Source organism: Zobellella aerophila (assembly GCF_039539325.1).
Taxonomy (GTDB): domain Bacteria; phylum Pseudomonadota; class Gammaproteobacteria; order Enterobacterales; family Aeromonadaceae; genus Oceanimonas; species Oceanimonas aerophila.
The window spans coordinates 1512707-1534066 of the sequence record NZ_BAABCX010000001.1 but is presented as its reverse complement, the minus strand read 5'-3'; the positions used below and the strand labels follow the sequence as shown (position 1 = coordinate 1534066).

The 21360-nt window shown below is 49.8% G+C and carries 18 protein-coding genes, 1 other RNA gene and 1 pseudogene; 14 read left to right on the top strand and 6 right to left on the bottom strand.

Translation table 11 applies throughout. The annotated features are described in order from the left end of the window. Positions 1-2: 2 nt before the first annotated feature. The 7 genes from ABD806_RS07130 (at position 3) to ABD806_RS07100 (ending at position 7862) form a co-directional block, all read left to right on the top strand. A complete protein-coding gene (locus tag ABD806_RS07130) occupies positions 3-1370 on the top strand; it encodes a phosphohexomutase domain-containing protein (RefSeq protein ID WP_344956219.1) in 1368 nt (455 codons plus the stop codon). Continuing rightward, positions 1360-2496: a glycosyltransferase family 4 protein gene (locus ABD806_RS07125; RefSeq protein ID WP_344956217.1), complete on the top strand. Its 1137-nt coding sequence runs from the start codon at positions 1360-1362 to the stop codon at positions 2494-2496. Before ABD806_RS07130 ends, ABD806_RS07125 begins: the two co-directional genes overlap by 11 nt. Before the next feature lie 191 nt (positions 2497-2687). Further along, positions 2688-3389, top strand: a complete 702-nt coding sequence (locus ABD806_RS07120) for a phosphatase PAP2 family protein (RefSeq protein WP_344956215.1) — start codon at positions 2688-2690, stop codon at positions 3387-3389. A 737-nt stretch (positions 3390-4126) separates the two neighbouring features. After that, positions 4127-4876, top strand: coding sequence for a hypothetical protein (locus ABD806_RS07115; RefSeq protein WP_344956213.1), 750 nt, complete (start codon positions 4127-4129; stop codon positions 4874-4876). 36 nt (positions 4877-4912) lie between these two features. Further along, positions 4913-5599, top strand: coding sequence for a sugar transferase (locus ABD806_RS07110; RefSeq protein ID WP_344956211.1), 687 nt, complete (start codon positions 4913-4915; stop codon positions 5597-5599). 41 nt (positions 5600-5640) lie between these two features. Further along, the gene (locus ABD806_RS07105) at positions 5641-6654 is read left to right on the top strand and encodes a GNAT family N-acetyltransferase (RefSeq protein WP_344956209.1); all 1014 of its coding nucleotides are present in this window, start codon (positions 5641-5643) and stop codon (positions 6652-6654) included. A 29-nt stretch (positions 6655-6683) separates the two neighbouring features. After that, positions 6684-7862: a DegT/DnrJ/EryC1/StrS family aminotransferase gene (locus ABD806_RS07100; RefSeq protein WP_344956207.1), complete on the top strand. Its 1179-nt coding sequence runs from the start codon at positions 6684-6686 to the stop codon at positions 7860-7862. A gap of 93 nt (positions 7863-7955) precedes the next feature. On the opposite strand, the gene ABD806_RS07095 is transcribed toward ABD806_RS07100, so the two are convergent. Next, on the bottom strand, positions 7956-9968 hold the full coding sequence (locus ABD806_RS07095) for a polysaccharide biosynthesis protein (protein WP_344956205.1): 2013 nt from the start codon (positions 9966-9968) through the stop codon (positions 7956-7958). Positions 9969-10258: 290 nt separating this feature from the next. On the opposite strand from ABD806_RS07095, the pseudogene ABD806_RS07090 reads away from it, so the two are divergent. Next, a pseudogene (locus ABD806_RS07090) lies at positions 10259-11269 on the top strand (IS3 family transposase). Between the two features lie 113 nt (positions 11270-11382). On the opposite strand, the gene ssrA reads toward ABD806_RS07090, so the two are convergent. Both ssrA and smpB read right to left on the bottom strand, forming a co-directional pair. Continuing rightward, positions 11383-11743, bottom strand: a transfer-messenger RNA (tmRNA) gene (ssrA, locus tag ABD806_RS07085). 46 nt (positions 11744-11789) lie between these two features. Continuing rightward, positions 11790-12275, bottom strand: a complete 486-nt coding sequence (smpB, locus tag ABD806_RS07080) for an SsrA-binding protein SmpB (protein ID WP_344956203.1) — start codon at positions 12273-12275, stop codon at positions 11790-11792. A gap of 135 nt (positions 12276-12410) precedes the next feature. Between smpB and ABD806_RS07075 the strand changes: the two genes are divergently transcribed. Continuing rightward, the gene (locus tag ABD806_RS07075; RefSeq protein ID WP_344956201.1) at positions 12411-12860 is read left to right on the top strand and encodes an SRPBCC family protein; all 450 of its coding nucleotides are present in this window, start codon (positions 12411-12413) and stop codon (positions 12858-12860) included. Beyond that, complete coding sequence (locus ABD806_RS07070) at positions 12805-13182, top strand: RnfH family protein (protein WP_344956199.1); 378 nt, start codon at positions 12805-12807, stop codon at positions 13180-13182. Before ABD806_RS07075 ends, ABD806_RS07070 begins: the two co-directional genes overlap by 56 nt. Before the next feature lie 47 nt (positions 13183-13229). Here the strand turns inward: ABD806_RS07070 and ABD806_RS07065 are convergent, their stop codons facing one another. Then, positions 13230-13568 carry an outer membrane protein assembly factor BamE gene (locus tag ABD806_RS07065; protein ID WP_344956197.1) on the bottom strand — a complete coding sequence of 113 codons (339 nt, stop codon included), beginning with the start codon at positions 13566-13568 and terminating at the stop codon, positions 13230-13232. A 171-nt stretch (positions 13569-13739) separates the two neighbouring features. On the opposite strand from ABD806_RS07065, the gene udp reads away from it, so the two are divergent. Then, a complete protein-coding gene (udp, locus tag ABD806_RS07060) occupies positions 13740-14498 on the top strand; it encodes a uridine phosphorylase (protein WP_344956195.1) in 759 nt (252 codons plus the stop codon). Positions 14499-14604: 106 nt separating this feature from the next. Here the strand turns inward: udp and recN are convergent, their stop codons facing one another. Both recN and nadK read right to left on the bottom strand, forming a co-directional pair. Then, entirely contained in the window at positions 14605-16269 is a 1665-nt protein-coding gene (gene recN / locus ABD806_RS07055; protein ID WP_344956193.1) for a DNA repair protein RecN, read from the bottom strand. Positions 16270-16443: 174 nt separating this feature from the next. Further along, on the bottom strand, positions 16444-17328 hold the full coding sequence (gene nadK, locus ABD806_RS07050; RefSeq protein WP_344956191.1) for an NAD(+) kinase: 885 nt from the start codon (positions 17326-17328) through the stop codon (positions 16444-16446). Between the two features lie 151 nt (positions 17329-17479). On the opposite strand from nadK, the gene grpE reads away from it, so the two are divergent. The 3 genes from grpE (at position 17480) to dnaJ (ending at position 21359) form a co-directional block, all read left to right on the top strand. Further along, positions 17480-18076 (top strand): nucleotide exchange factor GrpE, encoded by a 597-nt coding sequence (gene grpE, locus ABD806_RS07045; protein WP_344956189.1) that lies wholly within the window; start codon positions 17480-17482, stop codon positions 18074-18076. 139 nt (positions 18077-18215) lie between these two features. Beyond that, on the top strand, positions 18216-20135 hold the full coding sequence (dnaK, locus tag ABD806_RS07040) for a molecular chaperone DnaK (RefSeq protein ID WP_344956187.1): 1920 nt from the start codon (positions 18216-18218) through the stop codon (positions 20133-20135). A gap of 90 nt (positions 20136-20225) precedes the next feature. Continuing rightward, positions 20226-21359, top strand: coding sequence for a molecular chaperone DnaJ (gene dnaJ, locus ABD806_RS07035; RefSeq protein WP_344956185.1), 1134 nt, complete (start codon positions 20226-20228; stop codon positions 21357-21359). Position 21360: the final 1 nt, after the last annotated feature.

Sequence of the window (21360 nt, the reverse complement as noted above, 5' to 3'; positions counted from 1 at the left end):
ATATGGAAACACTAAGCTGCTTCAAGGCGTACGATATTCGCGGCAAGCTGGGTGATGAGCTTAATGAGGCCATTGCCTACCGCATTGGCCGAGCCTATGGCGAAATAATTAGACCAAGACGTGTGGTCGTGGGCGGCGATGTACGCTTAAGCAGCGAAGCATTGAAAGCGGCACTGGCTGAGGGCTTAATGGATGCCGGTGCTGATGTGCTGGATCTCGGCATGTCCGGTACCGAAGAAGTGTACTTTGGCACAGTACACCTGGATGCGGACGGCGGCATTGAGGTGACTGCCTCCCATAATCCTATTGACTATAACGGTATGAAACTGGTGAGGGAGAGAAGTAGGCCCATTTCCGGTGATTCCGGCCTTCGAGACATTCAACGTCTTGCTGAAACTCAGGCATGGACAGACTCAGGAAAACGCGGCGTTATCCGTGCGGTGGATATCAAGGATGCCTATGCGGATCATATGCTTTCCTATATCGATGTGAAGAAGTTAAAGCCATTGAAGCTGGTTGTTAACTCTGGTAACGGTGCTGCTGGTCCGGCCCTGGATGCCATTGAAAAGGCCCTTAAACGGTGTGGTGCGCCGGTAGAGCTCATCAAAATCCACCACGAGCCAGATGGCAATTTCCCTAATGGCATTCCCAATCCTTTATTGGTGGAAAATCGCTCAGCGACTGCAGACGCGGTGAAAAAACACATTGCCGATATGGGCGTTGCCTGGGATGGTGATTTCGACCGCTGCTTTTTTTTTGACGAGCATGGTCGCTTTATCGAGGGCTACTATATCGTTGGTCTGTTGGCTGAAGCCTTTTTGAAAAAAGAGCCTGACGGCAAGATTATTCATGATCCGCGTCTTACATGGAACACGGTCGATATCGTCAATTCGCGCGGTGGCAAAGCCATACAGTCTAAAACGGGGCACGCCTTCATCAAGGAACGAATGCGCCAGGAAGATGCCATATACGGTGGTGAAATGAGTGCTCACCACTATTTCAGAGACTTTTCTTATTGTGACAGCGGTATGATCCCTTGGCTTCTTGTTGCTGAACTGATTTCAGAAAGTGGAAAAAAAATGGGAGCGCTTGTTAATGAGCGTGTATCTTTATATCCCTCTTCTGGTGAAATTAACAGGGAGCTCCATAATCCTGAAAAAGTGATAGGCGCGGTTAGGAAAATCTATGCTAATCATTGTCAGAATTTTGAAGAGGTTGATGGCATATCTGTTGATATGGGTGAATGGCGCTTTAACTTGAGGCTGTCCAACACCGAGCCGCTTATCCGATTAAATGTTGAGTCAAAAGGTAATGCTGCTTTGATGAAAGATAAAACGGATGAGTTGTTAAGGATAATAGATGAAAGTTGACATTTTCCTCCTTATTGCGAGCTACCCTGATTCCTTAATCAAATTCCGTGGCCCTTTGATAGATGTCCTGCTGGCCAAGGGGTTGGATGTGCATGTGGCGGTGCCGGATTTGGCCGAAACCAACGCTATTTACCATGCGCTCACCGCCAAAAATGTAACAGTGCATAGCATTGGCTTGCAGCGCACCGGGGTAAATCCGGTGGTGGATTTGGGCACCATATGTGAGCTTTACCGACTGATGAGGAAGATAAAGCCCTCTTACGTGCTGGGCTATACCGTTAAGCCCGTTATATATGGCTCGCTGGCGGCCAGGCTGGCGCGGGTGCCGCGTTGCTTTGTCCTGGTTACCGGACTGGGTTACGCCTTTACCGGTGAAAATTGTAGTGGTCGGCGCGGCTTGCTTAAAGCTCTTGTTCAGATGTTGTATCGCTGTGCCTTGGGGTGGGTGGACAAGGCCTTTTTTCAAAATCCGGATGATGAAGGGCTTTTTCGCCAACAAGGTATCCTGCCGGCGACTGTGCCGTCTTGTATTGTGAACGGATCCGGGGTGGATACGGTGGAATATCAGCAGACGCCACTACCGGATGCACCGTGCTTTTTGCTTATTGCTCGTCTGCTGGGAGATAAGGGGGTGCGTGAATATGCTCTCGCCGCCGCCAGCGTTAAGCAGCGTTTCCCACAGGTGCAATTTCAGCTAGTAGGCTGGATAGACGATAATCCTGATGCCATATCTCAGCAGGAACTGAATGCCTGGATTAAACAGGGCACAGTAGTGTATTTGGGTAAGCTGAGTGACGTACGTCCGGCCATTGCGGGTTGTAGCGTGTATGTGTTGCCTTCTTATCGGGAAGGCACGCCTCGTACCGTGCTGGAGGCCATGGCCATGGGAAGGCCTGTGATCACTACGGATGCGCCCGGCTGTCGCGAAACTGTGATAGAAGGTGACAATGGTTTTTTGGTGCCGGTTAAGGGGGTGACTGAGTTAATCACGGCTATGGAGCAATTCATTATCAAACCAGAGCTGATTGGTAAAATGGGCCAGCGCTCCCGGGAAATGGCCGAAGAAAAATATAATGTGCATATGGTTAATAATATTATGCTCTCGGCCATGGAAATAGATGAGTAACTGACCGAATATTTGATGAGTTATGATGAGAAACACATGCATGATAAACATGAATGCCTTGATGCTGATATCTAAAGTTAACTACGAAACACCATCGTGCCATCTTGTTATAAATTATAGTTTTTATCTAGCGCAGCTATGACGCATGCTATAAACTTCGACCTTAAGTTGAACTGGAAAAGGTATAGAGTATGAATGTTTTTGATATGGAAATCATTTATTTTCTCAATCAGTTCTCTCAGTTGTCATTGTTCTTTGATTCTTCGGTGAAGTTTATCTCTGGAAATAATTTAATAAAAGGTGGGGTTTTGCTTGCTCTTTTTTGGTGGGGGTGGTTTAGAGTTGATAAGCCTCAATCACTCGTTCGAATTCATTTGGTCTCCACATTGTTTAGCTGCTTCGTTGCAATGATATTAGCAAGATCTTTAGCGTTTTTACTGCCCTTTAGGCTTAGGCCATTACACGAGAGTAATTTGGACTTTATACTGCCTTATAGCATGAAGTTAGTGGAATTTGATGGGTGGTCTTCATTTCCAAGTGATCATGCCGTTTTATTTTATGCTTTGTCAGTAGGTATGTTTTATATATCAAGAAAAGTTGGTATCTTTTCGATTTTATACACAACCCTATTTATAGGGTTGCCACGGATATATTTGGGCCTTCATTATCCCACTGATATAATCGGAGGCGCGTTGATCGGTATGGTTGTTGCTTTGTTATGCCATTCAAATTATTTCGTTACCAAGCTCTCTCAGTCAGTGCTGCATTATTCTACTGCAAAACCAGAGGTGTTTTATCCGTTATTTTTTATAGTAACCTATCAAATCGCTGACATGTTTGACAATAGCAGAGCTTTTATAAAGGGGGTTGTTTTAGCTTTTCAGATTTATTAGGCCTTTTAATAAAGTCTAATTCAACTCTTAGGTACGTCGTACATGCAGCAGTTGACTAAATTGACTTCTTTCATGTTCAAATGATTTGGTATGCCAGGGATGCATAAGACTTTGTGGTGAGTCTTTAGGTGTGGAAGGAACCATTTTTATGGTGTTTATTTTGTAGTAATGGAGTTGAATTGATTATTAAACAAATATTTAACATCGTTGTTTCAGTTGTGATCTGATGTCAGTCGCCAAATAAAGTGAAATAACACAACGAAGCCGATGACTATTATCCATCTAAAACACCGACTGCGGTAATTTCTAAATTAAGCCATCCTGAACCGGCAAGCTAACAGCTGCCAATTTATGCTGCTTTGTCAGAGTCGCTGGCAGATAGTTCTGCTGTTTAAAGCCGCGAAAAACGCGGATGTCTGGTTTTATCCAGTGATGACGGCAGTCAGCCAGCGAGCGGTGAAGGAAAGTGAGCATCATCCGGACTGGGCTTGTCAGTACCTACGACGAAAAGTGCAACCATCTCAGCAGAGTAAATAGAGTAAGGGAAAATGGTTACACGATATTTTCGAGCACTTTAATGCTTAAGAACCTAGCTATCAACTGTGCCTGCCAAGCCTTAGTAACGCAGACTTTTATGAATGGTTACTTGGGTGTTTTTGGGATGTGGCATTAAAGATTACTTCATTAGGTAGGTCGAGCTTTATGATTTTTAAATCATAAAGCTCTGAGGAGGAAGGATGAATATTTATATATACCCAAAAGGGATTTTAATTAGCTTGTTGTGCCTTATTTTGGTGCTGCTGCTCTTAAATGTAGTAGGGGTTATATCTTCGCTTTATGTTCACAGTGAACATATTTATGACTTAGTGAGGTTTTTCGACTTTGATAGAGAGAGGAATATACCAGCCATTTACTCTTCAATTGCCCTTTTTTTCTCTGGTTTTTTGCTATTTGTTATTGCAATGGCTCATAAAAATAATTGTTCACCTTATTTTTATTGGTTAGGGTTGGCTGTTGTGTTTTTATTCTTATCAGCCGATGAAATGCTTTCAATACATGAAAGGTTTTCTCATATGATTAGATATTCGTTTAATATGTCTGGTTTTTTTTATTTTTCGTGGGTTGTTCCATATGGTATGGCTTTGATGGTGTTCTTAGTGTTTTATTTTAATTTTTTAATGAGACTTCCCAGGAGTACCATGGTTTTATTTGTTTTTTCAGGCGTGGTGTTTGTTTCTGGTGCTATAGGATTTGAAATGCTTGCTGGTCGATATGTTGAGTTGCATGGTAAGGGAAACCTTATTTATTCATTTTTTTATACATGTGAAGAATTTCTCGAAATGCTTGGCATTGTAATATTTATCTATGCTGTATTGATGTATATGGTTGGTGAGTTTAAATCGTTTTCAATTACTCTACATGAGTCGAAAGTAAAATCAGTTGAACGTGTTATGTGCACTAAGCAAAAAAATTACGTCGATCGCTAATAATGCTACAGAAGAATAACATTAGGATTAAATGTAATGAATGTATTTACCTTTAATGCTAACCGAATAAATTGGGCTAGTTCAATTAGCAAGCGGGTGTTTGATGTTATTGTTTCAATTTTGGCTTTGATTATACTTTCACCAGTTTTTGTTATTGTTGCCTTGGAAATTAGAAAGAACTTGGGTTATCCGGTGTTGTTCCGGCAGACACGACCGGGAAAAAATGGTAAGCCTTTTGAAATAATTAAATTCCGAACTATGCGTGAAGCAATAGGGGATGATGTTAATTTACTTGAAAATGATAAAGAGCGTATGACTCCGCTTGGTGCTTTATTACGTTCTACTAGTCTGGATGAGTTACCCGAATTGTGGAACGTACTAAAAGGTGATATGAGCCTGGTGGGACCTCGGCCGCTGTTAATGGAGTATCTACCTTTATATAATTCCAACCAGTTCCGTCGGCATGAAATAAGACCAGGAATTACCGGTTGGGCTCAGGTAAATGGCCGAAATTCTATTTGTTGGGATGATAAGTTTAAATTGGATGTTTGGTATGTGGATAACCAGTCCTTTTTTCTTGATGTTAAAATACTGTTTTTGACTGTAAAAAAAGTTATATTGCGTGATGGGATTTCTACTGAAGGATATGTGACGTCAGGTTTTTTTACAGGTAATAACAGTGATGAATGTGATAAAGGTGATCAAGGTAATAAGAGTAGTTGATTGTTTAATATGTTTTTATTGTATATCAGGCGGCTAAACAAATGACTATGCATAATGTGAGTGTGTTCATAAAAAAGTCAGATTGGGTTCAGGCCTTGTCAAAATGTGAACGGTGTGATTTTTATCATACGTGGGATTATCATAATGTTTCTTTTTTTAATGGGGAGGGGTCTCCAATATTGTTTGATGTGAATATAAATGGTCGAGGTTTGATTTTTCCTCTGTTGGAGCGTTCTATTGAGGGTGAGGTAAAAAAAGACTTAACATCTGTTTATGGCTATCCTGGGCCATTGCTCTATGGTGATGTGGATGAGACGTATTTTAATGAACTCTGGTCCTGCTTTGTAAGTTTCTTAGTTGATAATGGCTATGTAAGCCTCTTTTCTAGATGTCACCCATTGTATTTTAATGGCTATATTAAAAATCACTCCGATTTTTCAGGTGAGGTGGTTTTCATAGATCTTTATTTATCCGAGGATGAGCAGTGGCGTTTTTATAGAGGTAACCATAGACGAGATATTAATAAGCTTAATAAAATTGGTGTTGTATGTCATTATGATGATGACAGTTCAAACTTAGATGAGTTTATAGATAATTATTACTCGACGATGAATAAATTAAATGCTTCTGATTTTTATTTTTTCTCCAGAGATTACTATTTAAAATTAATTGAATCAACTGATTTTAAAGCGAGGTTATATTCATGCGTATACAATGGTGAAGTTATATGTAGTGGCTTTTTCGTTTTTTTTAAAGAAATAGTCCAATATCACCTGGGAGGAACTAAGCCAGGGTTTTACCACTTGTCACCAACTAAGATGATGTTTGATAAAGTAAGAAGAGACGCCATGGAATTAGGCTGTAAATACTTTTGTCTTGGTGGGGGGGTAGGTGGTAGGAGTGGCTCTCTTTTTAATTTTAAATTGGGGTTTTCAAAACACGTTGAAGAGTTTAGGACAATTAAATTAATCTTGGATGAATCTTCATATAGAGAGCTTTCTTCTCATGCTACAGGTGATGACTCATTTTTCCCTAAGTATAGAATAAAACCATAATCTTTAATTTTTTGTAAAGATGGTGTGATATGTTAAATACTCCTTTTTCTCCATGGCCTAGCTTCACCGAAGAAGAAGCCGATATAGTAAGCCGGGTTTTGATGTCTAATAGAGTGAATTACTGGACTGGCCAAGAGTGTCGAAGTTTTGAAAAGGAATTCTCTTCATGGGTGGGAACCGATTATGCTGTGGCTTTGGCTAATGGCTCTTTGGCTCTAGATGTTGCGTTAAAAGCCCTAGGAGTAGGTTCTGGCGATGATGTCATCGTTACCCCGCGCACTTTCTTGGCCTCGGCATCCTCGGTCGTTACAGCTGGGGCTAATCCGGTATTCTCCGATGTGGATATCAATACTCAGAATATTACCGCAGAATATATTGAGGCTGTACTCACCCCTAATACCAAAGCTGTGATTGTTGTGCACTTGGCGGGTATGCCGGCAGAAATGGATGATATTATGGCTTTGTCAGAAAAGCATCAACTTTATGTAATAGAAGATTGTGCTCAGGCCCATGGTGCCAAATATAAGGGGCGCTCAGTAGGTAGTATCGGTCATATTGGTGCCTGGTCTTTCTGCCAAGATAAAATTATGACCACCGGCGGTGAAGGTGGTATGGTCACGACTAATAGCCGAGAGCTGTGGTCGAAAATGTGGAGCTATAAAGATCATGGTAAAAGCTATGAAGCTGCCTGCGAATATGAGCATCATTCTGGCTTTCGCTGGCTGCATGAGAGCTTTGGCAGCAACTGGCGAATGATGGAAATACAAGCGGCGATTGGTCGTGTTCAACTTAAACGTATGAAAGGGTGGACAATCGCTAGGCAAGCTAATGCCGCACGTATCGATGCGGTAGCCCGCCGTTATCCTATAGTAGAGGTAGTAAAGGTTCCCGATTATATTGAACCAGCTGAGTACAAACATTATCTTTTCGTAAACCCCAGCCACTTAGCACCGGGCTGGAGCAGGGAACGCATTATCGATGAAGTAATGGCTCGAGGTGTGCCTTGCTATCAAGGGAGCTGCTCGGAGGTTTATCTGGAAAAAGCGTTTGATAATACTCCTTGGAGGCCAGCCCGTCGTTTGCCAAATGCTAAATTATTAGGGGAGACAAGCCTTATGTTTTTAGTTCACCCTACTCTTACAGTCGGGGAAATAAATAAAACTTGCACCGTTTTAGAAAAAGTGTTGAGGATGGCACAAAAATTATAATAAATAAAATAATAACATATTTTTACCGAGGGTTATTGTGAGCTAGCAGTTATAATGTTACTCTTGTGGGTATCAAAGTATGATTTTTCATTGTTACTGTTGAGTCGTTACAGTTTTATCATTGTCGTATTCCATATCAAAGTTTTTATTATCTGGTTCTGAATCATTAACTTTTTTGTTGCAATCGTCTCTTTTGAATATATCTGTGCCTTTATTGCTCTCCACCCATATCAGATCACAGATATCATCCTTAGGGCTAAATGCTGTTGGTGCGTTAAGTAGTAGCTCGCGAATACGTACCATGTCATACAGCTCACAGGCGGTGTGTAACTCAGTCAAAAGTTCAGCTACTTCATCCCATGATAAATGCGCTTCATTTGAGGTTCGGATACGCGGATGCTGAGTTGGCTGATTCTCTCCCCCAACCAATAGTTCTTCATATAACTTCTCACCAGGACGCAGTCCGGTAATCTTTATTTCTATATCGCCACCAGGGTTGTGTTTGTCCTTTACTTTATAGCCCATCAAATAAAGCATTTTATGAGCTAAATCTATGATGCGCACCGGCTTTCCCATATCCAGCACAAATACTTCTCCACCCTTTCCCATACTACCAGCCTGGATTACCAGCTGAGCAGCCTCGGGAATTGTCATAAAGTAACGGGTGATTTTTTCATGAGTAAGAGTGATGGGGCCGCCAAAACGAATCTGCTTTTTAAAAAGTGGCACTACAGATCCTGATGACCCGAGCACATTACCAAAGCGTACGATACAGAAGCGGGGGCCATCCTGACGTAAGGCAAGGCCTTGTAATACCAGTTCAGCCAGCCTTTTACTGGTGCCCATAACATTGGTAGGACGAACTGCCTTATCGGAGGAGATAAGTACAAATGTTTCCACCTTACAATTGATGGCTGCCTCGGCTGCCCGCCAGGTACCGAATACATTATTGCGTACTCCCTCTACTACGTTGTATTCCACCATGGGGACATGTTTAAAGGCTGCGGCATGATATACCGTCTTCACGCTAAAAGTGCGCATGGCTGTTTCCAACCGACTTTGACGCTGTACCGTGCCAAGTAACGGAATTACCCTGACTGTCAACCCTGATCGTTGACATATCGCGGAAAGCTCTTGCTCTACCATATAGAGGGCATATTCCGACATCTCGAACAGCACCAGAATTTTGGGATGTTGTTGTACTATCTGCCGGCACAACTCTGAACCTATGGACCCTCCGGCACCGGTGACCATGACGACTTTGTCACGGATGTTTGCGGCAATAAGCTCGGGGAAAGGGGCAACTGGGTCGCGGCCTAACAACTCCTCTATGCTGAGTTCTCGCAAGTCATTAACCCTGGCCTTACCGCTTACAATGTCGGCGATAGCAGGAATAGAAAGGATTTCTAATGGTAAGTTTTCTAATCCCGCGACGATTTCTCGCCGGCGTTGGCGGGATATGCCGGGCAGTGCCAGTAGCAACTTCTGTACGCCAAAGTATTCGGCAAGCCAAGGTATTTTTGAGGGAGGGTATACGGTAACTCCATGCAGTAAGCTACGATGTAATGCGCTATTGTCATCAATGAATGCCACTGTACGGTATTCGTTACCCAGCTGTAATGCGGTATGTAGCTGGCGCCCTGCGGCACCGGCGCCATAAATGATCACCGGCGTTTTTAGTGCCGCTGTACTTTTGTTATAGAGTGCATGAGCCGAGGTACGAACTCCTCCGCACAGAATAAAAGCAAATGCAGAATAAATAACAGGGACAGAGCGGGGCAAAAAAGCGTCAAAGTAATAACTGGCAATCACCATCACCGCAGCCGACAGTGTAATGCCGAATAACATGATGAGGATGGCATGATATCCGAGGTAACGCAGCACCGCCCTATATAGTCCAAGGCGAATAAAAAATAACAGAGATACGGGTACCATGATCATCAGTACCCACCAATGGTTAGGTGAATTAACCTGCTCTAAATTCTCCAGCCTGACTATAAAAGAGGACCAGAAAGCCAATGTTATAAATACTATATCCAATAGTAAAATAATTAACCGCTTAATTTTTCGCGGTTGCCGAAACAGCCAACGAATTGCTTTATCCATTGTAAATGTCCACTTCCCATGTGTTTTGGTCGAGGTAAGGGGTTGGCATCCTCCATTCCCTGTATCCTCGCTTGCGTCAAGGCGGCTGCTGTATCATTTTTGCTCCTGTTTTATCGACTTATTAATGTTAGTTTGCATCCTTTAGTTTTGCTTGAATCTAGGGAAAATTTGTCAAGATTCTGGAGTTAGAGTTGTGAGCCAACTCCCGCTCACTGGTTACCCTGCAGTGCTCTAATGACCCCGGACACCACTTAAGGTGGTACAGTCACCACCGAAACAAGAGGTGTCCCATGACCAAAAAACGTCGTTCCTTCTCGTCCGAATTCAAAGTGGACGCCGCCAGCCTGGTACTTGACCAGGGGAACTCCATCGCCGAGGCCAGTCCGTTGGATATCGGTGAAACCACCCTGAGACGCAGGGTCAAGCAGTTACAGCAAGAGCGGGGTGGCACAACACCTGCCAGCAAGGCACTGACACCGGAACAGCAGCGGATACAGGAGCTCGAAGCCCGCATCAACCGGCTGGAACGAGAGAAAGCCATATTAAAAAAGCTACCGCTCTCTTGATGCAGGACGAACTCGAACGTACGCGCCGATAGACCAGTTGAGAGGGCAAGAGTCGGTCGAATTGGTCTGCTCCGTATTGGGAATCGCACTATCCAGTTTCTATGACTACCTGAAGCGCAGTGAAGTAAACCGGCTGTTCACCGCCAGTCGGGCATCCGCCGGCAGCAGAACACGGATGCTGATGATGTGGGAACAAGGTCATCAGATGGGCCGTTACCGGGTGAGGCGCCTGATGAAAGGGCTGGGCCTGGTATGCAAGCAACCCGGCTCCCATGCCTATAAAACGGCCACCGTTGAGCGCCTGGATATTGCCAACAGACTGAACCGCGAGTTCACTCCTGGAAGCCCAATCAATCCTGGTGCGGGGACATTACCTACACTGGGCCGGTGGCTGCTGGTGTTATCTGGCCACCGTGGTGGACCTGTACCGTCGGCGAGTTGTCAGGGCAGTCAATACACCAGTCGTGTCTTCAGGCAACGGCTGTGGCGCTACCGCATCACGCAGAGCATGAGCCGCCGTGAGAGAGGGACAATGCGCCAATGGAAAGACTGTTCCGCAGCCTGAAAACGGAATGGGTGCCAGCGACCGGCTATCCGTCCATGGCCGAAGCAAGAAGAGATATCAGCGATTACCTGATGATTTACTACAACCGGTATCGCCCTCATCAACACAATGACGGGTTATCGCCGGTTCAGGCCGAGAATCGGTCTAATTTACTGTCCGGAATTAGTTGACCACTACATGGGATACTTAGCTGAATTTTAGGTTTTAATTAGATATTGCTAATATTTTGTAAGTCTCAGCTCCACAACGAAAAAAGGCCCCTTAAAGGGGCCTTCCAATCGATTGGTGGAGCTGGCGGGATTTGAACCCGCGTCCGAAAAACCTACGTCGTCGGTACTACATGCTTAGTCAGTCATTAAATTCGCCATCTGCTGCGGACAGACACGCCACAGTATGACTATCCTGAATTAGTTTTAACGCTTCAACCGTCAGGCACGGCATCCACGCGATTCTGTGAAGGATGACCTTCCGATTCCCTAAGTCACAGACAAGCTAGGGCAGAAGGGCTCTATGCAGGTTATTAAGCTGCTAGTGCGTAGTTTTCGTCGTTTGCGACTATTTTTTTGCGATTTTTTTACGAGGCCTATCGCACCTCGGCATGCACCTTGGAGTTCGAGAATCTCGTCGAATCCTGAATCAGCCCCAAGTTGTTGATCCGATCTTATTTCAATCGTTGCTAAATAACAAGCCTTAGCGGTTGCTATGTTTCATCACCCGGGCTTTTTCCCGCTTCCAGTCGCGTTCTTTCACATCTTCCCGCTTATCGTGGGATTTCTTACCCTTTACCAGCCCGATTTCGGCTTTGACCCAGGATTTATGCCAGTACAGGGCCAGGGGGACCAGAGTATAGCCTTCGCGTTCGGTCAGACCGGCGAGGCGGTCGAGCTCGCGTCTGTTCAGCAGCAGTTTGCGGGTGCGCTGTGGGTCACAGACTACATGGGTGGAGGCGACGTTCAGTGGCGTGATGGTGGCGCCAAATAGGTAAGCTTCACCGTTTTTAAGGAAAACATAAGCGTCACCGATGTTGGCCTTGCCGGCACGCATCGATTTGACTTCCCATCCTTGCAGCTCCAGACCGGCTTCGAATTTTTCTTCTACAAAATATTCGTGCCTTGCCTTCCTGTTGAGGGCAATGGTACTGGATGTGGGTTTTTTCTTGGCGTTGTTTTTTGTCATAGTGGCCACATTATACGGTGCCGGCGGGAGCTTTGGAATTGGCTACTTGGCAACCGCTTGTTTTTTAAGCGATGTTAGTTATGTGGAGGGCATCATTGGTGATAAAATCCGGGAGTTTGAGTGGTGGGAGTGGTTATGCCGAGTATTACCCGTAGCGCACTGGTGATGTTCAGTGCGAAACAGATGTATGATCTGGTCAATGATGTGGACGCATACCCCAAATTTTTACCGGGATGCGTGGCCAGCCGGGTGTTGTCGGAATCTGAGAACTCTATTACCGCAGCCCTTGAGGTGGCCAAGGCCGGGATCCGTAAGACATTTACTACCCGCAATCGCCTCGAGCAGGACAGTAAGATACATATGGAGCTTGTTGATGGCCCTTTTAAGTCGTTGACCGGCGGTTGGACTTTTACTCCTCTGGATGTTGATGCCTGTAAGGTCGAGTTGAAGCTGCATTTTGAGTTTACCTCGCGCCTGGTTGAAATTGCCTTCGGCGGTATATTTAAAGAATTGACGAATGCCATGGTGCATGCGTTCAGTGAGCGGGCGCGGGAGGTTTACGGCAGTGAATCTTATTCGGGTTGAAGTGGTCTATGCGCTGCCCTACAAGCAGACTGTGCTCACGCTGAAGGTGATGGCGGATGAGACGGTGCGTCAGATCATTGAGAATTCGGGAATTTTACAGCATTACCCGGAAATTGATCTAAACACCAATATGGTGGGTATTTTTGGTCGTCAGGCCAAGCTGGAGCAGCTGGTGCAGGACGGTGATCGCATCGAGATTTACCGGCCTTTACTGGCTGATCCTAAAGATATTCGCCGTCGCCGGGCTGAGCAGGCTAAGGCCGAAGGCCGGGCCGACAAAGTCACCGGTGGCCGGCCGGATCCTAAAAGGACGAAAAGTTAACCAAGGCCGGGACAGATCTTCATCTGTTTGTTCCCTGGCCCTGAACATCAAATTCCTTGGTAGAAGGCTTCCGGCAAAGGGAAGTCGCCGCTGACAGTACCCAGGCCGTCGTTGACGAATTCCAGGATCAGCTGCTTTTGCTCCTTGTCACCGCGGCCGGGCTGGAAATAGTACATATATACCCACCTGTCATTGTTAAAGCCGTCCAGGCTCATGGGGTTGCCCAGCAAGAATTGTACCTGCTCTTTGGTCATGCCCTGGCGCAGTTGGGCGACTTGCTTTTCTTCTATGTAGTTACCCTGAGGGATGTCTACTTTATAAACCAGGCCGCAGCCAGCCAGAGGTAGAGCTAAAAGTACTGGTAAAATCAAGGTATTGAGCTGCATAGGGAGCATTGTTTCCTGTGTGACTTGGGTGGCATGATAACGGTTAGTGATTAGCTTGTAAAAGAGAGACCATAAAACGGGGCATTGGTTCAGAGGGTCTTGTCGTAGCCAGTTGAGTAATACTGGCCTAGTATCTTCACATCTAATTATTGCTGTTTTGGGGAATGTAAGATGAAGACACAGGTTTTTCATTTAGGTATTACCAAGGCGGATATCGGGGGGGCCACCCTGGCCGTTATTCCCGGTGATCCCGAGCGGGTGAAACGTATTGCCGAAGGTTTGGACAACCCGCGTCATCTGGCGAGCAAGCGGGAGTTCACCTCCTGGCTGGGAGAGCTAGATGGCAAACCTGTGGTGGTGTGCTCCACCGGTATCGGTGGCCCTTCTACTTCTATCGCGGTGGAAGAGCTGGCCCAGCTGGGAGTTACTACCTTCCTGCGTATTGGCACCACAGGGGCCATCCAGCCACACATCAAGGTGGGTGATATGATAGTGACCATGGGGTCGGTGCGCCTCGATGGCGCCAGCAGCCATTTTGCGCCAATGGAGTTCCCGGCGGTGGCGAATTTTGATTGCACCTGTGCCTTGGTAGACGCTGCGCGGGAATTGGGGATTAGCCCGCATGTGGGGGTGACGGCCTCGTCCGATACCTTTTATCCGGGACAGGAACGTTATGACACCTATTCAGCCCGGGTGCTGCGGAAATATCAGGGCAGTATGAAAGAGTGGCAGGCTATGGGGGTGCTGAACTACGAGATGGAGTCGGCCACCCTGTTTACCATGTGTGCCAGCCAGGGGTTAAAGGCCGGCTGCGTGGCCGGGGTGATCGTTAATCGCACCCAGCAAGAGATTCCTGATGAAACAACCATGCAAAAAGCCGAGCAACAGGCTATTGATATCGTACTCGGCGCCGCCAGAAGGCTGGTTTAAGTAGGCGCGCCGATCTTGTGGGAGCTGCGGCCCCGCCGCGATAAGGTGTAGCATATCGTTATGGTTTATCGCCCCGGGGTCGCGCCGTTCACAAGTGCGGAGGCGGCTACTCCACCAATAATTCCCGGGCGTTGGCCAGGGTGTTGGCGGTTATCTTGTTGCCGCCGAGCAGGCGGGCCAGCTCTTGCAGGCGGCTGGAGGTGTCCAGCTCGTGCATATGGGTCTGGGTGTCGTTGGCGTCGCTGCTCTTGCTGACAAAGAAATGCTGATGGCCATTGCCCGCCACCTGGGGCAGGTGGGTGATCACCAGCACCTGGGTGGATTCGCCCAGCTGGCGTAATAACTTGCCTACCACGGCGGCGGTGGGGCCGCTCACACCGACATCAACCTCATCGAAAATAAGGGTGGGGGTTTCCACCTTCTGGGCGGTGATCACCTGGATGGCCAGGCTGATGCGGGAAAGCTCGCCACCGGAGGCAACCTTGGCCAGCGGGCTCAAGGGTTGCCCGGGGTTGGTGCTGACCAGGAAATCGACTCTGTCGATGCCGAGCGGAGAGTAGCCGGCATGGGCGTCGGTATCGACCCGGATCTCGAAACGGCCACGTTCCATGCTGAGTTGATGCAGGCTCCGGGTGATTTGCGTGTTGAGCGATTCGGCATATCGCTGCCGGCTCTGGCTCAGTCGCTCCGAGGCTTGCAAAAATTCGCTTTTAGCCAGCTCCACCTCTTCATCCAGGCCATGCAGCCGGGAGTCGTTCTGCTCCATTTGTTCCAGCTGGCGGCGGATCTCCTGGTGGAAAACGGCCAGTTCGGCCGGTGGTACATGGTGCTTGCGGGCCAGCTCCATCACCTTGCTTAAGCGAGCCTCTATATCATACAGCCGTTCGGGGTCCAGCTCGAGCCGGTCAAAATAGCGGTTTAGCTCGCTGTGGCCTTCTTCCAGCTGGATCAGGCTGCCTTGCACCAGCTCCAGCGCCGGGTTCAGGCGTTCATCCATCTGGCAGAGATCGATCAGGGTCTTCAGGCCCTGTTGCAGCAGGGCGAGGGCATTGGCTTCTTCACCGTCACCGAGGATATTAAGCGCCAGCTGACAGTCGTTGAGCAGCTCTGCGCCATTGGCCAGGCGCTTATGTTCGGCCTCCAGGGTGGGGAATTCGTCATCGGCCAGGGCCAGTTCATCCAGCTCGGCCACCTGATATTGCAGCAACTGGCGTTGGGCTTCCCACTGACCCTGCTCGGCCTGCAGTTGTTTGCGCTCGTTACTGAGCTGACGCCAGTGCTGGTAGCCCCGACTGACCTGTTGCAGCAACTGATGGTGGCCGGCATAGGCGTCGAGCAGGGTGCGTTGGTAGTCGGGCTTTTGCAGCTCCTGGTGGGCATGTTGACCGTGAATATTGACCAGCAGCTGGCCCAGGGCCTTGAGCTGAGCCAGCGGCACGGGCGTGCCATTGATGTAGCCGCGGGAACGGCCTTCCTTGCTCAGGGTCCGGCGCAGTATGCATTCGTCCTGTTCATCCAGCTCCTGGGCGCACAGCCAGGTCTTGACCTTGGGCAGCTTATCGATGCGGAAGCGGGCGCTGATCTCGGCTTTTTCGGCCCCGGGTCGGACAGAGTCAGCATCGGCCCGCTCCCCCAGTGCCAGGGCGAGGGCATCGATGGCGATGGATTTACCGGCCCCGGTCTCGCCGGTAATGCTGGTCATTCCCGGCCGTAAGTCGAGCTCCAGGAAGGAGACAATGGCGAAATTGTTGATGGTGAGCTGTAGCAACATGATGAATCCCTGCACGGAAATATGCTGTATGTCGATACAGTATACTGGGCTTTTGTACAGTGGCAAGAGTCAGGGTTGAGGGCTGCTTTGCGGGAGTGGCGGCGCTTGTGGGAGCGGCAACCCCGCCGCTATGTGTATACACAGGTTTGTCGGCTCAAGCGGGGTAACCCGTAGTCAAAACAGCTTGCTGCCCCAGCCGAGCTTGCTGCGCAGCACATCAAAGTAGCTGTGGCCTCGGGGGTGTAATAGACGTAGTTTGTAGGGGCTCTTGCTGATATGGATCTCATCGCCGGGTTGTACCGCCAGCGACACATGACCGTCACAGCTCACCAACATCTGATCGGTTTTGTTGGTCGGGGCGACCATCAGTTTAATCTGGGCGTCCGCATCGATGACGATGGGTCGGCAGCTCAGGGTGTGGGGAAACATGGGCACCAGCGTCATGGCATTGAGGTTGGGGGTGAGGATAGGGCCCCCGGCGGATAGCGAATAGGCGGTGGAGCCGGTGGGGGTCGCCACTATCATGCCGTCGGCCCGTTGGCTGTACATGAAGTTGCCGTTGATATAGACCTCGAACTCGATCATATGGGCAATCTGCCCCGGGTGCAGCACCGCTTCGTTCATGGCGGTGTTACTGGCCTTCAACTGGCCATGCCGGTGCACCTGAGCCTCCAGCAGGAAGCGGTATTCGGTCTGAAAATCCCCGGTCAGCAGCCGTTCGAGCGGCTCCTCGAAGCTGTCCGGCGACAAGTCGGTCAAGAAGCCCAGATTGCCCCGGTTGACGCCGACCACAGCGACATCGTAACGGGCCAGCACCCGGGCGGCCCCCAGCATATTGCCGTCACCGCCAACCACTATGGCGAGATCGGCCCGCTCGCCCAGCTCGACCATTTCCAGCAGTTCGACATTATCCAGGTTGAGTTGTTCGCCCACCCGTCGCTCGATAACGATATTCAGATTGAATTGGTTCAGGTAGTGGTGCAGCGCGACCAGGGTCTGGTTGGCACCCTGGTGATCCGGTTTGCCGATAAGGGCGATGGTGTTGAAGCTGGTTTCCATAGATGCGATATGCCTGGCTGGTGATGGGTGCGAAAGCGCAATTCCCTGGCGGACTCCGTTGCAGGCTATTCTAGCCGTGCAATTCAAGACTTGAAACTCTAATCAGAGACCCCATATAGGCAAAAGCTGAATAACACAGATGGGAGACGACATGAGCAGCAAAAAGCACCAGGTTGAAACAGAACAGGCCCCCGAGCAGGAAGAAGTGCCGGTGGAAACGGTTTCTGTGGAGCTTGAAGATACTCAGGCAGAACAGCCGGATGCAGCTTATGTAGCTGAATTAGAAGAAAAACTGGCCAGTGCCGAAGCGTCTGCGGCGGCCGAAAAAGACAATGCCCTGCGCACCCTGGCCGAGATGGAAAATATCCGCCGTCGCGCCGCCCTGGATGTGGAAAAGGCGCAGAAGTTTGCCCTGGAAAAATTCGCAGGCGAGCTACTGCCGGTGATCGACAGCCTGGAGCGGGCGCTGGAGCATACCGATAAAGAAGACAACGCCTTCAAGGCGGTGATGGAGGGCGTCGAGCTGACCCTGAAATCCCTGCTCAGCACGGTGGAAAAATTTGGCGTGGCCCAGATAGACCCCCAGGGGCAGCCTTTTGATCCCAACAAGCATCAGGCGATGAGCATGGTCGAAAACGCCGAGCTGGCGCCCAATTCGGTACTGGCAGTGATGATGAAAGGCTACGAGCTCAATGGCCGGGTGCTGCGTCCCGCCATGGTGATGGTGACCAAGAGCCCTCAGGCGTAAGTGGCTCGATAAAAACGGCTGAGTGCCTAAAAAATTGTGATGGCTGTCTTGAAAGCGTAAACCGGCAACCACATATAGGCACTAAAGCAAAAATGTAAAAACGCTTATTACCGTATTCAAGAAATTTAGAGAGGATTTTATGGGTAGAATCATCGGCATCGATCTGGGTACCACCAACTCTTGCGTTGCCATCCTGGACGGGGATACCCCGCGGGTCATTGAAAACGCCGAGGGTGCTCGTACTACTCCCTCTATCATTGCCTATACCGATGATGGTGAGACCCTGGTTGGTCAGCCCGCCAAGCGTCAGGCGGTAACCAACCCGAGAAACACCCTGTTCGCCATCAAGCGCCTTATCGGCCGTCGCTTCGAAGATGAAGAAGTGCAGCGTGATATCAAGATCATGCCGTTCAGCATCGTCAAGGCCGACAACGGTGATGCCTGGGTGAGCGCCAAAGACAAAAAAATGGCTCCGCCGCAGATTTCCGCCGAAGTGCTGAAGAAGATGAAGAAGACCGCCGAAGACTACCTCGGCGAAGCGGTCACCGAAGCGGTCATTACCGTACCGGCCTATTTCAACGATGCCCAGCGCCAGGCCACTAAAGACGCCGGCCGTATCGCCGGCCTGGATGTCAAACGGATCATCAACGAGCCGACCGCCGCCGCCTTCGCCTATGGCGTCAACAAGGCCAAGGGTGACCGCAAGGTAGCCGTATATGACCTGGGTGGCGGTACCTTCGATATCTCCATCATCGAAATCGATGATATGGAAGGCGAGAAAACCTTCGAAGTACTGGCCACCAACGGCGACACCCACCTGGGTGGTGAAGACTTCGACAACCGCTTAATCACCTACCTGGTGGAAGAATTCAAGCGTGAGCAGGGCTTCGATCTGCGCAACGACATGCTGGCCCTGCAGCGTCTGAAAGAAGCCGCTGAAAAGGCCAAGTGTGAGCTGTCTTCCGCCCAGCAGACCGAGGTGAACCTGCCTTATATCACCGCCGATGCCTCTGGTCCCAAGCACCTGAACATCAAGGTGACCCGCGCCAAGCTGGAATCCCTGGTCGAAGACATGGTGAAAAAATCCCTGGATCCGGTCGCCACCGCGCTGAAGGATGCGGGCCTGTCCGTGTCTGACATCGACGATGTCATCCTGGTCGGTGGTCAGACCCGCATGCCGCTGGTACAGAAGGCGGTCAGCGATTTCTTCGGCAAAGAGCCGCGTAAAGACGTCAACCCGGACGAAGCCGTGGCCGTGGGTGCCGCCATCCAGGGCGCCGTATTGTCTGGCGACAAGAAAGACGTGCTGCTGCTGGACGTGACCCCGCTGTCGCTGGGTATTGAAACCATGGGTGGTGTGATGACCGCACTTATCGAGAAGAACACCACCATCCCGACCAAGAAGTCCCAGGTGTTCTCCACCGCCGACGACAATCAGTCCGCCGTGACCATCCATGTGCTGCAGGGTGAGCGCAAGCGTGCCGGTGACAACAAGTCGCTGGGCCAGTTTAACCTGGAAGGCATTCGTCCTGCGCCCCGTGGCCTGCCGCAAATCGAGGTGACCTTCGATATCGACGCCGACGGCATCCTGCATGTATCCGCCAAAGACAAAGATACCGGCAAGGAGCAGAAGATCACCATCCAGGCGTCTTCCGGTCTGAGCGAGGAAGAAATCGAAGCCATGGTGCGCGCCGCCGAGGCCAATGCCGCGGAAGACAAAAAATTCGAAGAGCTGGTACAGGCCCGTAACCAGGCCGACGGCCTGGTGCACGCCACCCGTAAGCAGCTGGAAGAAGCCGGTGATGCCCTGGCTGCCGATGACAAGAGCGCCATCGACAGTGCCCTGAGTGCCCTGGAAACAGCCGTGCGCGGCGAAGACAAGGCCGACATCGAAGCCAAGCAGCAGGCTCTGCTGGAAGTGTCGCAAAAGCTGATGGAAGCCGCCCAGGCCAAGGCGCAGACCCAGGCTCATGATGCCGGCGGCGCCAAAGAGGCCAGCAAGGCCGACGACGACGTGGTTGACGCCGAGTTTGAAGAAGTCAAAGACGATAAAAAATAAGGGTCACCCGGCGCAGTGACGCTAACAGTGCGGGCGTTGGGACTCCAACGCCCGCCTTTGTGTAATTGAGACCAGGTAAAACGATAACCTATGTCTAAGCGAGATTATTACGAAGTGCTCGGCGTGGCCAAGGGAGCCGACGAGCGTGAAATCAAGAAGGCCTATAAACGGCTGGCGATGAAGTACCATCCTGATCGCAACAAGGATGATGCCGACGGTGTGGAAAAGTTCAAGGAAGCGACCGAAGCCTATGAAGTACTGACCGATGCCCAAAAGCGGGCCGCTTATGATCAGTTTGGTCATGCCGGTGTCAACGGTCAGCAGGGGGGCGGTCATGGCTTTGGCGGCGGCGGTGATTTCAGCGATATTTTTGGCGATGTGTTCGGTGATATCTTCGGTGGCGGCCAGCGTCGTCAGCAGCGCGCGACCCGTGGTGCCGATTTGCGCTACAACATGGAGCTGACCCTGGAAGAAGCGGTGCGGGGCGTGACCAAAGAGATCAAGGTGCCCACCCTGGTCGGTTGTGAGGTCTGTGACGGCAGCGGGGCCAAGCCCGGCTCCGACGCAAAGACCTGCCCTACCTGTCACGGTGCCGGCCAGGTGCATATGCGTCAGGGTTTCTTTACCGTGCAGCAGGCCTGCCCCCATTGTCGGGGTAAGGGCAAGATCATTGCCGATCCCTGCCATAAGTGCCATGGCGAAGGCCGTTACCAGAAAACCAAGACCCTGTCGGTCAAGATCCCGTCCGGGGTGGATACCGGTGATCGTATCCGCCTGTCGGGTGAGGGGGAGGCCGGTGAGTCGGGCGCGCCGGCGGGGGACCTGTATGTACAGGTACATGTGCGTGAGCACGACATCTTCGTGCGTGACGGCAATAACCTCTATTGCGAGGTTCCGATCAGCTTTAGTGCGGCGGCCCTCGGCGGCGAGGTGGAAGTCCCCACCCTCGATGGCCGGGTTAAGCTGAAGATCCCTGCCGAAACCCAGACCGGCCGTATGTTTCGCCTGAAAGACAAGGGGGTGCGCTCGGCCCGTAACGGGTTGATGGGTGATCTGGTGTGCAAGGTGTATATCGAAACGCCGGTGAAACTGACCGAAGAGCAAAAGAGCCTGTTGCGTCAGTTGGAAGACTCCTTCGGCGGGGCGGCGGGGAAAAAGCACAAGCCCAAATCGGAAGGTTTTTTTGAGGGAGTGAAACGCTTCTTCGATGATTTGACCCGCTAGC

Excerpts from the sequence above, each read along its gene's own strand:
- ABD806_RS07130 (WP_344956219.1), top strand. The coding sequence starts at position 3 with ATGGAAACACTAAGCTGCTTCAAGGCGTACGATATTCGCGGCAAGCTG.
- ABD806_RS07125 (WP_344956217.1), top strand. The coding sequence starts at position 1,360 with ATGAAAGTTGACATTTTCCTCCTTATTGCGAGCTACCCTGATTCCTTA.
- ABD806_RS07120 (WP_344956215.1), top strand. The coding sequence starts at position 2,688 with ATGAATGTTTTTGATATGGAAATCATTTATTTTCTCAATCAGTTCTCT.
- ABD806_RS07115 (WP_344956213.1), top strand. The coding sequence starts at position 4,127 with ATGAATATTTATATATACCCAAAAGGGATTTTAATTAGCTTGTTGTGC.
- ABD806_RS07110 (WP_344956211.1), top strand. The coding sequence starts at position 4,913 with ATGAATGTATTTACCTTTAATGCTAACCGAATAAATTGGGCTAGTTCA.
- ABD806_RS07105 (WP_344956209.1), top strand. The coding sequence starts at position 5,641 with ATGACTATGCATAATGTGAGTGTGTTCATAAAAAAGTCAGATTGGGTT.
- ABD806_RS07100 (WP_344956207.1), top strand. The coding sequence starts at position 6,684 with ATGTTAAATACTCCTTTTTCTCCATGGCCTAGCTTCACCGAAGAAGAA.
- ABD806_RS07095 (WP_344956205.1), bottom strand. The coding sequence starts at position 9,968 with ATGGATAAAGCAATTCGTTGGCTGTTTCGGCAACCGCGAAAAATTAAG.
- smpB (WP_344956203.1), bottom strand. The coding sequence starts at position 12,275 with ATGACAAAAAACAACGCCAAGAAAAAACCCACATCCAGTACCATTGCC.
- ABD806_RS07075 (WP_344956201.1), top strand. The coding sequence starts at position 12,411 with ATGCCGAGTATTACCCGTAGCGCACTGGTGATGTTCAGTGCGAAACAG.
- ABD806_RS07070 (WP_344956199.1), top strand. The coding sequence starts at position 12,805 with ATGCGTTCAGTGAGCGGGCGCGGGAGGTTTACGGCAGTGAATCTTATT.
- ABD806_RS07065 (WP_344956197.1), bottom strand. The coding sequence starts at position 13,568 with ATGCAGCTCAATACCTTGATTTTACCAGTACTTTTAGCTCTACCTCTG.
- udp (WP_344956195.1), top strand. The coding sequence starts at position 13,740 with ATGAAGACACAGGTTTTTCATTTAGGTATTACCAAGGCGGATATCGGG.
- recN (WP_344956193.1), bottom strand. The coding sequence starts at position 16,269 with ATGTTGCTACAGCTCACCATCAACAATTTCGCCATTGTCTCCTTCCTG.
- nadK (WP_344956191.1), bottom strand. The coding sequence starts at position 17,328 with ATGGAAACCAGCTTCAACACCATCGCCCTTATCGGCAAACCGGATCAC.
- grpE (WP_344956189.1), top strand. The coding sequence starts at position 17,480 with ATGAGCAGCAAAAAGCACCAGGTTGAAACAGAACAGGCCCCCGAGCAG.
- dnaK (WP_344956187.1), top strand. The coding sequence starts at position 18,216 with ATGGGTAGAATCATCGGCATCGATCTGGGTACCACCAACTCTTGCGTT.
- dnaJ (WP_344956185.1), top strand. The coding sequence starts at position 20,226 with ATGTCTAAGCGAGATTATTACGAAGTGCTCGGCGTGGCCAAGGGAGCC.